Genomic DNA, 12,964 nt, shown 5'->3' with positions numbered 1-12,964 from the left:
ATATTCTTCACACGCCCAAACACCGGTCTAGAATAGACGGGTGACTGAAAACCCCGACTGTGCCAACACCGTTCAAACTCCCCCCGCTCCAGACTCCATGCTCTCCGCCGTCGCCGTGCTCGATTCCCTGATTCGCGCGGGCATGCGGCACGTGGTGGTCTCCCCAGGTTCTCGAAGCGCTCCCCTGGCATATGCGGTTGCGGCGGCCGAAGAGGCAGGTGCGTTGGTTGCCCACGTGCGCGTTGATGAGCGCGTGGCAGCGTTTACGGCGCTGGGTATCGCGAAGGCTTCGCGGCTGCCCGTGGGGTTAGTGTGTACCTCGGGAACGGCTCTGGGTGAGTATCTGCCCGCCGTGATGGAGGCTTACCATGCCGGGGTTCCACTGGCGATCATGAGCGCGGACCGTCCCGTAAGGCTGCGTGGGACCGGTGCTAATCAGACGACGGTTCAAACCGATTTTTTCTCTCCGTTTGTGCGTGCAAGTGCTGATTTGACCTCGTACCCCGAGCATAATCCGGGGCAGCAGACCGCCGATTTTATGGCATGTTTAGCGGCGCTGACGGGCAGCGATGCGCAGGATTGGTCGCGCACAAGCGATGAGCCCGTGGGGCCGGCGCATATTAACGTGTGTTTCGATACCCCGCTTACACCTTCGGCTCGAACAGCCGAGATTCTTCCCACCTGGGCCGCATCGCTTGCCGAGCATATTGCTCCGGGGGTCGCATCGTACCCCGCTGACCTTGAACCTGCGCGGCTGAGCACTGTCGAGAAGTTTTGGCTGATGCAGCATGAACAGGCGGCTCAGGCCTCGCCACTTAAACCCGAAGGCGCACCAGACTGCCCGAAAACGGTGGTGATCGCGGGAGACGGTGCCGAGCCGTTCGCCGCCGAGTTTGCCCGCGCATTGAATCTGCCGCTGCTGGCGGAGCCTTCTTCGCAGGCGCGGCACGGCGCTACCTCGATTCCCCAGTACACGACGGTGCTCGGGGAACATGCGGCTTCCGAGCTGGGGCAGAGCATCGAGCGAACTATTTTATGCGGGCATCCTACGCTTTCGCGCGCTATTTCTGCGCTTTTAGCGCGTACCGATGTGCAGCATGCCTACTATGCGCCTCGGCGCGCCAGCTGGTATGAGCCTGGGGCTCGTGCCGTTCGCGAGATTGATTCGCCCGCCGAACTTGAAGCATTTGCGCTTATGGGATCGGGCATGCGAGCCGATGATACTTGGCTTGATGCTTGGGTCACTGCCGGTCGGCGGGCTCAGGAGGCATCGCTCACGTTGATCGAAGCCTATCGTTGTACCGAGTCTGAAACAGTGCAGCCGCAGACCTCTGCTCCATCCGAAGAATGTCACCAAGACGGTGCACATACTTCTCAGCCTGCTAGAATTCCCGCTCAGGCGCTTGCACTCCAAACCTGGAATACATGCGCACAGCAAAGTCGAGCCCTTGTCGTCGGCTCGTCGAGTATTGTGCGCGATCTAGATATTATCGCCCCCGCTCTTGGTGCCGATGCGCCCGCACGGGTTCTCGCAAACCGCGGGCTTTCCGGCATTGACGGGCTTATCGCAACGGCTGTCGGTGTTTCTTTAGCGGGCTACTACCCCACCGGCAACGCACGCACGGCTGTCGATGCTTCCGCCCATGTGGCGGGCGCGCCGATTCCGGTTACCCTCATATGCGGCGATTTGACCTTTCAATACGACATTTCTGCGCTGAACCTGCCCATGACTGAGCTTCTGCCCGATCTTGACGTCGTCGTCTATGACGACGCCGGAGGCGGCATTTTCACCGCGCTGGAACACGGCGCTCTTGCGCAGAATCCACAATTTACCCGCGCCATCGAGCGGTTCTTCACGGTTCAGGCGGCACCGAATACGGATTTGGAACGCATGGCGGCGGGCTTCGGTGAGGAGTCGGGTATTCGGGTGCGCATTCACCGCCCGAACGATATTTTCGATACCCAAGCTTAGGTTGCGCCTTACCCCTTCTAAGATTCGCAGAATAAGACCTCCGCACAGGGACGCACCATAACCTCGAAATGGTACGTACCCTATACAGAGGTTTTCAGAAATTCTTATGAATATGACAATATATGTCATACCCAGTCGTCATATGTCTGCGCTTATGCTAGTGCAGGCTGCCAATCGTGATAGGACCGGTGTATCCGGTGGTTTCAGAGCTGTCGGTAGGCACTTCGGTACCATCAAGCTGCGCCATACGATCTAGCAGGAACCGGGTAGGTCCGGGTGCGTACGGCAGGTGGTACATGGCGGCGGTGGTACTCGCATCATTCGGGTCAATAGTCGAATGGCGAATAGCGTAAATAGCCTTCTTCATGGTTTCCTGAAAACGTTCCACAAAGTCACGCTCTACGGGGTCGCCGCAGCCAGGCACATAGACGCGGTAACGATCAAGCTCAAGAAGCGCGCCTAGGGTCTCTACCCAACGATCGGGGAAAGAGTCTTCAAAGGATGGGTCGGTCCCCTGCTCCAGCAGACCGCCCGTAAAGAGCACGTCGTCGATGCCCACCAAGATATCGCCCTCGGTATGGCCGGGACCCAAGTAGATGAGGGTTGCCGAGCGTTCCCCCAGATCAACCGGGGTAAAGGTAATGCCTTCCCCACTTTGGGCAACCAGATGATTTGGCACCACGATATCGGTTGCCGCCCCCTGGTGGTGTGCCATCTCAGGTTCTAGGGTCTCCACATACAGGCGCTGCCTATCTCCGTACTTCTTGATAGCGCGTGCCGCCCGTGGGTGCGACCAAAACTCTTCGGTGCCCATAGCCGCAAAAACGTCGTTCCCGAAGTAACGCTCGGGGTGTGCGTGCGTATTGACGACGACGAGGGGCATACGGGTAATACGACGAACCTCATCATAAATTTCGGTTGCCTGTCGAGGTCCTGCACCGGTATCGATCACGAGTGCTTTCTCAAGACCGAGGATGAGTCCGGTATTTAGACAGTAGTTATCGGTTGCAATACGATAAACACCGTCCGCTAGTTCAATCGTGGTTGCCATACTTCTAACGGTACTCGACTTTAGCGTCAGATACGGAATATTTTTATAAAGGTTTAATAACACACTTGCGAATGTTTATCACGAAGCTCCCGAGAGAATTGTTATTATTTTGTTATTTTTTGCCGCATCCTATGGCGTGAGGCACTTTTAGTGATACCGCTAGGATTAAAATCATGAGCACACACAGCACCACCACCCAGGATTCTTTCGCAATGCACGCTCCTTCTTCACCAGGTGCAGGCAGGTACGCACCATCCCCCTCTGGAGACCTGCATCTGGGCAATCTGCGCACAGCAATTCTCGCATGGCTTCTCGCGCGACAAGAGGGACTGCGCTTTGTGATGCGCATCGAAGACCTGGATCGCGTGCGCCCCGGTGCCGCCGAACAGCAGCTCGCCGATTTAAAATCTTTGGGGCTCGATTGGGATGCAACGCCCGGCGAAGACCCGCAGCGCCACGACCATGTTTTACGCCAGAGTACACGGCTTGCTGCCTACGATGCCGCCGTGCAGAAGCTCCAGGATGCGGGGCTGCTCTACGAATGCTATTGCACGCGCCGTGAGATTTTGGAGGCAACTTCGGCACCGCACGGCATCCCCGGCTCCTATCCGGGAACATGTCGTAATCTGAGTGATGCCGAGCGTGAATCTCGGCGTGAGATACGCCCTCCCGCCCTGCGTTTGCGCGCCGAAATCAGCGAATTTACGGTACAGGATATGTTTGCCGGTGAGTATACGGGCGCCGTCGATGACGTGGTGGTTCGCCGCAACGACGGTACCTACGCTTACAACCTAGCCGTCGTGGTCGATGACCATTATCAGAGTGTGACCCAAGTAGTGCGCGGAGACGATTTATTATCTTCCGCTCCGCGCCAGGCATACTTGGCAGCACTCCTGGGGTATGAACCGCCCCACTATGCCCACGTCCCCTTAGCCCTCAACACGGAAGGTAAGCGTCTAGCGAAACGCGACGGCGCGGTAACGCTGAGACAGCTTCGGGATGCAGGGTTTGCAGAGTCCGATATTTTGGAGTGGATTCGAGCCTCCATTCCCATTCCTGATGCCCCACAGTTCCCGAAATCGGCGCAGGATTTTCTGGAATACTTCGATCCTAAAGCCATGAGTTCCAAGCCGTGGATCGTTACAAATCCTTTAGATTTATAAGAAGCAAAAGCATCACCACACGCCGCCCGTTCACGTTGTGGTCGAAGCAACCTCAAGAGCCGCGAATTTTCGGGGTTGTTTCACCAAAATTTCCCACATAAAACCACGCTTTACCACGGCATACCTCGTATGGTGTGAATATATATTCAGTAGTATGCAAACACGCTGAATGCATTACGAGTTGGTAAATCCATTCCGAGCGGTTAGACTGTATCCCAAACCACTCATAAAGTCATAGAGTTGCGCATAATTACACAGATAGTTACGTGACGAAATCCCAACCACTAGATAGGAATGAGAGATGACCGACGGTACGTTCCAAGTCATCGCACTGGCGATTTACTTTATCGCCATGATTGTGATTGGTCTGTGGGCAAACAGTAAAAACAACGACCTTGACGACTATGTGCTTGGAGGACGACAGCTCTCCCCCACCGTCGCGGCTCTCTCGGCAGGCGCCGCAGATATGTCCGGCTGGCTCCTGATGGGTCTGCCCGGCGTTATTTATCTTTCCGGGCTCTCTAAATCCGATTCGTGGATGGCTATCGGTCTGACAATTGGCGCATGGGTCAACTGGAAGATGATTGCGCCCCGTCTGCGCAGCTACACCGAAGTCGCTGGCGATGCCGTCACCGTCCCCGTGTTCCTCAGTAACCGACTGCACGATAAAAAGAACCTACTCCGCATTGTTTCGGGCATTATCATCCTCGTATTCTTCACCTTCTACGTCTCTTCCGGCATGGTCTCCGGCGGTAAATTCTTCGAGTCTTCCTTCCACCAGAGCTACCTCACCGGCATGCTTCTGGTCGCCGGTATCACCATGTTCTACACCTTCTTCGGCGGGTTTATGGGTGCATCCTACACCGATATGGTGCAGGGCCTGCTGATGGTTACCGCACTGATTGCCGTGCCGATCGTCGCCGTGACCAATATGGGCGGTGCTAACACCGTTATTGATGCTATCGCGAACACCAAGCCCGATGCACTCAACCTCTTTGCCGGAACCTCTATTATCGGTATCGCCTCGGCGCTTGCCTGGGGCCTGGGATACTTTGGTCAGCCGCATATTATCGTGCGTTTCATGGCGCTTCGCACCCCAGGGGATGCGAAAGCCGGGCGCCGCATCGGCATGAGCTGGATGGTACTGACCGTGTTGGGCGCCATCAGCACCGCGTTTGTGGGTATCGCATACTTTGCCACCCACCCGGGGGCCTCGGTCACCGATAAAGAAAAGGCAGAAACCGTATTCCTGGATCTCGCGCAGATTCTCTTCCACCCCTTTATCGCCGGCATGATTCTGGCTGCCGTTCTCGCAGCTATTATGTCCACGCTCTCCTCGCAGCTCGTGGTGTGCTCATCGGCGCTTGTGGAAGACCTGTACAACGTGTTCTCAAAGAAGAAGCTCACCTCGAACCAGTCTCTCTGGCTCGGTCGTATTGCAGTGGCACTCGTGGCGGTTATTGCAACCCTCATGGCTCTCGATAAGAACAACTCGATTCTCTCGCTCGTGGAGTTCGCATGGGCGGGCTTTGGTTCGGCCTTCGGTCCGATTGTGATCCTCTCGCTGTACTGGCGTAAGCTCACTCTTCCCGGTGCACTATCGAGTATGCTCGTCGGCGCGGTACTAACGTTCTTCTGGCGCCAGGTCTTCAACCTAACCGATGCTTGGGGCGTCTACGAGATGATTCCCGGCTTCTTCACGGCGTTCCTCGTGGCTGTTGTGGTCTCGCTTGCAACCTACGAGAAGAACGAGGAAATTGAACAAGAGTTCGATAAGGCCGCAGAACTCGCCAAGGCTGGCTAAGGTCTGAACTTCTGCTCACAGATTTGCCCCGACCCGCGCATTACGGGTCGGGGCAAATTTTTAATATTTTCAGCTCTAGCCTCTGTTTGGGGGCTAATTCACACGGCTTTTAGAGCGTGCCCGCCATCAGTTCCTGGCACCATTTCTGGATCGGATGGCTAGCCTCCAGCAAGGCTCTGCGCAGGATACGGTACGTTTTCGCATCCGTAGCATCATCTACGTTGAAGAGTTCTTGCTCAATCTCGTAGCGCGGCTCTCGCAACTGGTCGAGATGCTGCAATTCGTCCAGCGTCAGCACGCGCACCACCCCATAGTTGTACCCTGTGTGCTCGTTATTCTCGGGAACATACACGCTCCGGGCGAAAGAGGGGCTGTCCTCCTCAAAAATCGTGTTCTGAAAGTTCGTGGTGTCGAGATACGCCGAATCCTCAAGATTGACGGGGCCGGCAAAATGCGAATCGGAGAAATCGACGGAATCGTTATAGATAGAATCCCCGAACGTGGCCTCCTGCAAATAGGTCGAATGCCAGAACCATGCCCGACCGTAATAGACGCTCTTGCTCAGGTTCGCCCGCCCGCCGTAGGTGCACCGGTCAAGATCGGCGAAAGTTGCGTAGGTGCTCAAAAATAGGTCTGCGCCGCGCCTATAATCGCAGTTCCCCAGGCTTGCGTGACCTACGTAGGTGCAGCAGGCAAGATCGGCGTGCCCCTCATAAATACTGTCGTTCAGGGCAGCTTCACCCCAGTACACGTTGTAACTCAGGCTGGCGTTGGCACGGTACACGGACTCGCTGAAATCGACGTTCCCGCGGTAGTTGCAGAAGCTCGCGTTAACCCCTCCGTTGTAGGTCGAAGCGCTGAAATCGGCCTCTGTGTAGTAGGCGGAGTTGCTGCAATCTAAGTACCAGGTGTATGTGGAACCCGAAAAATCGGCTTCAGCGTAGTAGGTGCACCCGCGCAGGTTCAAGCGTCCCTCCCATTGCGAGCGCCCAAAGCTAACCGGATAGAAGAACACGCTGCCCGAAAAATCGAAGGATAGACGGCTCCACGGCCCCGGTCCCTCGTAGCGGGGCATAACCCGCAGGTGAATGGTATCGAGAACGGTTTGGCGGAACCTCGCCTCAGCACGAAACTCGGCTTGTTCGGCGCGGAATCGTGCTTTTTTCTGGGAGTCCCAACGTTTCTTCGGTTCTCGGTTCAGCCGCATGTAGTCTTTATGCCTGGAGGCGGGCAGGTACGGAGCATAGATGCACGCGCAAAATGTATCGATAATAACCTGTGCCTCGGCAAGGCGCTGTTCTTCGGGGGTGCGCTCATCCGCAAGCCACTCATCGGCAAGACGCACCAGAGCGTTAAACCCTCCCACGCGCGTAGCAAATCCGCTCTCCCCTAAAAGCGCGGTCGCCGCCGCATACCGTTCATGCCGCATTGCATGAAGATGGATGAGGGAATCATCAGGTGTTGCAGAAGTTCGCGACGTGTACTCTGACATATTCTTCTGTCCTTGGTGGCTGGGCGGGCATAAATAGGCTCTTCCAGCATCTTATAGCAGGAGTGGATGCGCAAGGAATATGAACGTGACATGTTTCGTCGTGTTTGCCACGATATCGAGTAAACACACGGCAAAACCCTTGAATATGGTGCCCAGTCCTGCAATATTTCTTCAAGGAATCGACAGGTTTTATCGGGAAAGTGTGTTTACGCTTTACATCTGCTTCGCGGCTTATCGCTTAAGGGTAACGGAAGTATCCTCTTGGGTCTGGAGCATGGGCGGGTTCATACTGCGTAAAATAGGGGGCATGACTGTTACGTTCCCTCCCCAGGTTTCCGATATTTTCAACCCGCAGCACTGGCGCATCGTTGAAGGGTTTGAGGATTTTACCGATATCACCTACCACCGCCAGGTGCAGCGCGACGAGACGGGCGAAATCCTGCGCGACTTGCCGACCGTGCGCATTGCTTTTAACCGACCCGAGGTGCGTAACGCCTTTCGCCCGCATACTGTGGACGAACTCTACCGGGCGCTCGATCATGCCCGCATGACCTCGGATGTAGGCACTGTACTTCTAACAGGGAACGGCCCCTCCCCCAAAGATGGCGGGTGGGCGTTCTGCTCGGGCGGCGACCAGCGCATCCGCGGGCGCGATGGCTACCACTACGCCAGCGGCGACACCGCCGAATCTATTGACCCTGCACGTGCCGGGCGGCTGCATATTCTGGAGGTGCAGCGCCTGATTCGTACCATGCCCAAGGTCGTGATCGCTCTGGTCTCCGGGTGGGCTGCGGGTGGCGGGCATTCCCTGCACGTGGTTGCGGACTTGACCATTGCTTCCGAAGAGTACGGCAAGTTTAAGCAGACCGATGCGACTGTTGGCTCTTTCGACGCAGGCTACGGTTCGGCGCTTTTGGCGCGGCAGGTTGGGCAGAAGTTTGCGCGCGAAATATTCTTCCTCGCCAAAGAGTACGATGCACAGCGCATGTACGAGATGGGTGCCGTTAATGATGTGGTGCCCCACGCAGAGTTGGAAAATAAGGGTCTGGAATATGCGGCTCATATTGCCCGGCAGTCTCCGCAGGCTATCCGTATGCTCAAATACGCCTTCAACCTGCCCGATGACGGTATGCTCGGGCAGCAAGTTTTCGCAGGCGAAGCAACCCGCATGGCGTATATGACCGACGAGGCTGTGGAGGGGCGCGATGCGTTCCTGCAAAAGCGTGACCCCGACTGGTCGAACTATCCCTACTATTTCTAGGGTTTCACACGTTGCAGAATAACCGTTCTGTTGTGCCGGAAGGCCCCCGCAATCCCCGTGAGTCCCGGGCGGATAGCGGCGAAGCAGGCGCCATAATAGGCGCTTTCTCCGGTTCGCTCGCGCCGCTTCCTGCCCCACGCCAGGATGCGCTGCATCCGCACGCGGTCATCCTCAGCGCCGATGCGCCCGCCAATCCGCAGGAGATTCTGCGTGCCTTCGAGCGCTCTCTCACCGGGGGCTTGCCGAACGGCGCTCGCGATAATCAAGACCCGCTCGGGCAGGCAGAAGGCCCGGAGTCTATTGCGCTCGTGGTGGGTACCTCCGGGTCTACAGGTACGCCCAAACAGACGGCGTTAAGCGTGCGGGCGTTGCGGGCATCCGCCCGGGCGACCGAGAGGTTTTTTGCGGACTACCCTTCGTCCGGTGCAGCGAAGCCGCGGTGGGCAGTTTCTGAGGAACCTGCGCAATGGCTTCTCGCCCTGCCCGCTCACTATGTGGCGGGAGCCCAGGTTCTCGCCCGGTCGGTGCTCGCCGGAACGACACCGGTAGTTGCCGCATCGGTTACCGACGGGGTTAGTTTTACACCCGAGGTCTTTCTGAACGCCGCCGAGCGGCTCAGCTGCGCCCGCCGGTTCGTTTCTCTTGTGCCCACACAGGTGCACAAGCTCCTAGAAGCCGCCGAAGCCAGCCCCGCACTGGGGTCAGAAATTTACGATGCGCTCGGCCAATTCACCGGCATCCTGCTTGGCGGGGCCCCGGCGAGCGCATCCCTGTTGGCGGCGGCGCGCGAGCTTGGGCTGAACGTGGTCACCACCTATGGCAGCGCAGAAACCGCCGGTGGGTGCGTCTATTCGGGGGTAGCGCTGCCCGGGGTGCGGGTGCGTGTGGTTCCCGAGGACGCAGGTTTATTAGACAGTTTTGTGGCGAGCGCTGCTGCGGATGCCGGGCGGGGCGGCGGCGCTTCGGCAGGGGGACCCCCTAACATCGGGCGCATTTGGCTTGGCGGTGAGCACCTTGCCAGCGGGTATATGGGCGATAGCGCGCGCACCGCATCCCATTTCTTCGTTGATGCCGACGGGTGCCGGTGGTATCGCACCGACGATTACGGCTCGCTCACACCCACTGCCCCGAATGCGCCAGAGAACGAGGGCGCGCCGATGCTGAACATTGTGGGGCGCTCCGATGATGTGATTATTACCGGAGGGGTCAAAGTTTCCGCTCGCGCAGTTGCCGCCGTTCTTGAAAGCCATCCGGCGGTGCGTGAGGCTGCGGTCATGGGCATTCCCGATGCGCGCTGGGGCTCGGCGGTGGCTGCCGCGATCACCCTACGGGGCGCATCCGGGGCGCAGAGTGCCCCCGATACCTCTCGGGCTACATGCGATATGCTGCGTGAGTTCTGCACCGACAAGCTGGGTGCTGCGGGTGCCCCCAAATTACTGAGGATACTCGCCGATTTTCCGACCGCAAGCACGGGCAAACCCGACCGGCAGGCTATATACAGTATGCTGTACAGAGAATACACAAATACGAGGGGCTAAAGACCCCGCCGAGAATCAGTTTTTGCACGCTCGCTACCGGAGGGATCACCGTGGCAACACCCGCAGAGTGGATTGAAGGCGCACGCCTGCGTACCCTACCGCTTGCCCTCGCCCCTATCATCGCCGGATCAGCCGCAGCGTACGAGATTGATGCGTTCAAGCCCTGGTATGCGTTTTTAGCGTTTTTGGTGGCGTTTTTTCTACAGGTCGGGGTGAATTACGCAAACGATTATTCCGACGGTATCAAAGGCACCGATGAGGGCCGGGTTGGCCCGATGCGCCTCGTCGGTTCCGGCGCGGCAAGCGCGAAATCTGTCAAATACGCCGCGTTTTTGTGCTTTGGTCTAGCCATGTGTTCCGGTTTGATTCTGGTGGCGTTGGCAAACCAGTGGTGGTTCTTGGCGATTGGCGCCTCCGCGGTCTTCGCAGCCTGGGGGTATACCGGCGGTAAGCACCCTTACGGTTATATGGGTTTGGGCGATATTTTCGTGTTTGTCTATTTCGGACTGGTCGCCACCTTAGGAACCCTCTATACGCAGTCTCATGAGCTGACGGTGACCGGGTGGGTGTCTGCGATAGCTATCGGACTTATTTCCTGCGCTCTGCTCATGGCAAATAACGTGCGTGATATCCCGACCGACCGTGAATCCGGTAAGCTCACGCTGGCAGTGCGGCTTGGGGATTGGCAAGCGCGCATCGCCTATTGCGCGGAAATGCTGATAGCGCTTCTCTTAGGGGCTTTTGTGGTTCCGCATAATCCCTGGTTTTTGGTAACTTTTATTCTTCTGGGGCCGACTGTTCATTCTTGCGTAACGGTTTTGTTTAAACAGGGACCGGCGCTTATACCCGTACTCAAACAAGCAGGAATTGTGGCACTAATCTATAGTATTTTAGTTGCTATTTCAGTATGGCTACATGGATTAAATCTATTGAGTAATACCATTGAGGTTTTCACAGGGTATTAAGAATACGCACCACTTTGCCGAAAACGCCCTGAACTCTGTTTTTACCGCTTATTCCCGCGGATTCCCACTATTCTTACTGACTCTCCCTCATACTAAAGGGAGTCTTTATGTGAATTTAGCAGGTTTTCTAACGCTTTATTTACATAAAGATTCTTTTTATGTCTCGCAGGGGTATGGTACAACGAGTGAATCTCATATGTTCTCACATCGTGAGTTTTGATGACATAATTCACCTTTTTCTGCATGTCGTATTGACATTTGAAAAGATCTTTATTTACATTAATAGTAATTTCAAGTGTTGACATATCATTCACTCAATTACATAGCGACTCTTGAATCACCACTCTACCCACCTGAAAGGACACTTTCGTGCGCCATTCACTTCAGGGTGCCGTGCAGCGTGCACCCTTTTTTCTTGCAGCATCTTTGCTTGTTTCTACAAGTTTTATCCCCGCGAATGCGGTCTCTACCCCTAACGACTCCGCATCGTACACCCACACCGTCTCTGAGAGAAGCGACGATTCCGCTTCCGCAGTAGCACCTCTCAGCGACGACGTTCTTAACGCCGATCCCCAGGCATCGGTTGTGGCAGGTCAGGAAGGCGAGAATCCGGGGGCTATTCCCGAGGGAGACCCGCGAGTCATTACCTACTGGACGACCGAGCGTATGGAAAACGCTATTCCTGCAGATAACGTAGAGGATCCCCAGCAGGAGATCAACAACGCCGTCTCTCAGATGGAGACTGAAGAGCAGAATCCCGAGGTCGTTTCTCAGGAGGAAACCAACGAGTCCGGTGAGGAATACACCCCGCAGACTCTCACTCAGGAAGCTGACGAGCCTGAAACCACCGCTGAGTCTGTAGACCCCGTTCTGCCCGAACAGCAGAACGGACGCAACGGTGTGCAGCTTCAGGGCGCATCCAAGGTAACGAACTTCTCGCACACCAACGGCAAGATTTTCTACACCGATGCCAGTGACGGTAAAAACTATGTATGCTCCGGTGCAGCGATCAACACTCCCACCAAGCGTACCGTGGTAACCGCTGGTCACTGCGTGCACGGTGGTAAGAATAAGACCTGGCACCGCAATATCGTGTTCGTTCCCGGCTACAACCGGGGCGTGCGCCCGCACGGCACCTTCAGTGCGCAGTACCTGCGTGTTGCCAACGACTGGGTTCAGTACGGTCAGCCCACAGGCGGTACCGGCGACAGCTACAAGCACGACGTTGCTTTCATCAAGACCAACACCAACGAGAAGGGTCAGCTCCTCGTGAATATGGTAGGCGGGCACGGTTTGAACGTGGATCGCAGCCCCATCTTCGAGAGCACCGTCTTCGCATACCCCGGCAACAAAGAGTCCGGTAGGGTTATGCACGCCTGCTGGGGCAACACCCACACGATCCGCATTACTCCCTACTACTTCCCCACTCTTTCGGGATGCGAGTTCGCGGGCGGATCCTCAGGTGGCCCGTGGCTTGCCGACTACAATAATGCGACCGGCCTGGGTAAGGTCCAGAGCGTAACCTCATTCGCAACCAATAACAATACGTCTGTCTCGGGTGCGATCTTCGACCGCCCCGTCTGGGACATCTACCAGAAGGCAGCTCAAGACTAAGAGCTGCCGCGAACAGGTAGTTTTTGGCCGAGCAGGTAGGAAAACACTACCTGACCGGATCGAAAACGACCTGCTCACCACCTAATACACAACTAAGATGCGGC

General features: G+C 56.5%; 9 protein-coding genes. 7 read left to right on the top strand and 2 right to left on the bottom strand.

The genetic code is table 11. The annotated features are described in order from the left end of the window. Positions 1-40 precede the first annotated feature (40 nt). The gene (gene menD / locus HMPREF2958_RS04880; protein WP_210400882.1) at positions 41-1,972 is read left to right on the top strand and encodes a 2-succinyl-5-enolpyruvyl-6-hydroxy-3-cyclohexene-1-carboxylic-acid synthase; all 1,932 of its coding nucleotides are present in this window, start codon (positions 41-43) and stop codon (positions 1,970-1,972) included. 157 nt (positions 1,973-2,129) lie between these two features. On the opposite strand, the gene HMPREF2958_RS04875 is transcribed toward menD, so the two are convergent. Then, positions 2,130-3,023 carry an MBL fold metallo-hydrolase gene (locus HMPREF2958_RS04875; RefSeq protein ID WP_013397713.1) on the bottom strand — a complete coding sequence of 298 codons (894 nt, stop codon included), beginning with the start codon at positions 3,021-3,023 and terminating at the stop codon, positions 2,130-2,132. Positions 3,024-3,196: 173 nt separating this feature from the next. On the opposite strand from HMPREF2958_RS04875, the gene gluQRS reads away from it, so the two are divergent. Together gluQRS and putP are read left to right on the top strand one after the other, a co-directional pair. Next, on the top strand, positions 3,197-4,186 hold the full coding sequence (gene gluQRS / locus HMPREF2958_RS04870; protein ID WP_070450914.1) for a tRNA glutamyl-Q(34) synthetase GluQRS: 990 nt from the start codon (positions 3,197-3,199) through the stop codon (positions 4,184-4,186). A 301-nt stretch (positions 4,187-4,487) separates the two neighbouring features. Further along, positions 4,488-5,990: a sodium/proline symporter PutP gene (gene putP, locus HMPREF2958_RS04865; protein ID WP_070697059.1), complete on the top strand. Its 1,503-nt coding sequence runs from the start codon at positions 4,488-4,490 to the stop codon at positions 5,988-5,990. Between the two features lie 109 nt (positions 5,991-6,099). Here putP and HMPREF2958_RS04860 read toward each other — a convergent pair whose 3' ends face one another. Next, on the bottom strand, positions 6,100-7,482 hold the full coding sequence (locus HMPREF2958_RS04860; protein ID WP_238788969.1) for a hypothetical protein: 1,383 nt from the start codon (positions 7,480-7,482) through the stop codon (positions 6,100-6,102). 307 nt (positions 7,483-7,789) lie between these two features. On the opposite strand from HMPREF2958_RS04860, the gene HMPREF2958_RS04855 reads away from it, so the two are divergent. The 4 genes from HMPREF2958_RS04855 (at position 7,790) to HMPREF2958_RS04840 (ending at position 12,860) form a co-directional block, all read left to right on the top strand. Next, the gene (locus tag HMPREF2958_RS04855) at positions 7,790-8,743 is read left to right on the top strand and encodes a 1,4-dihydroxy-2-naphthoyl-CoA synthase (RefSeq protein WP_070450967.1); all 954 of its coding nucleotides are present in this window, start codon (positions 7,790-7,792) and stop codon (positions 8,741-8,743) included. A gap of 11 nt (positions 8,744-8,754) precedes the next feature. Next, positions 8,755-10,281, top strand: a complete 1,527-nt coding sequence (locus tag HMPREF2958_RS04850) for an AMP-binding protein (RefSeq protein ID WP_083313702.1) — start codon at positions 8,755-8,757, stop codon at positions 10,279-10,281. 50 nt (positions 10,282-10,331) lie between these two features. After that, the gene (locus HMPREF2958_RS04845) at positions 10,332-11,246 is read left to right on the top strand and encodes a 1,4-dihydroxy-2-naphthoate polyprenyltransferase (protein ID WP_070697057.1); all 915 of its coding nucleotides are present in this window, start codon (positions 10,332-10,334) and stop codon (positions 11,244-11,246) included. Between the two features lie 369 nt (positions 11,247-11,615). Continuing rightward, positions 11,616-12,860: a trypsin-like serine peptidase gene (locus tag HMPREF2958_RS04840; RefSeq protein WP_070697055.1), complete on the top strand. Its 1,245-nt coding sequence runs from the start codon at positions 11,616-11,618 to the stop codon at positions 12,858-12,860. The last annotated feature ends 104 nt before the right edge of the window (positions 12,861-12,964 follow it).

Source organism: Rothia sp. HMSC036D11, assembly GCF_001814205.1.
Classification (GTDB): Bacteria; Actinomycetota; Actinomycetes; order Actinomycetales; family Micrococcaceae; genus Rothia; species Rothia dentocariosa.
Note: the sequence above shows the minus strand (reverse complement) of the source record. Positions and strands in the feature narration are given on the sequence as shown.

Coding starts and splice junctions, on each gene's coding strand:
- HMPREF2958_RS04875 (WP_013397713.1), bottom strand. CDS start 3,023: ATGGCAACCACGATTGAACTAGCGGACGGTGTTTATCGTATTGCAACC.
- gluQRS (WP_070450914.1), top strand. CDS start 3,197: ATGAGCACACACAGCACCACCACCCAGGATTCTTTCGCAATGCACGCT.
- putP (WP_070697059.1), top strand. CDS start 4,488: ATGACCGACGGTACGTTCCAAGTCATCGCACTGGCGATTTACTTTATC.
- HMPREF2958_RS04860 (WP_238788969.1), bottom strand. CDS start 7,482: ATGTCAGAGTACACGTCGCGAACTTCTGCAACACCTGATGATTCCCTC.
- HMPREF2958_RS04855 (WP_070450967.1), top strand. CDS start 7,790: ATGACTGTTACGTTCCCTCCCCAGGTTTCCGATATTTTCAACCCGCAG.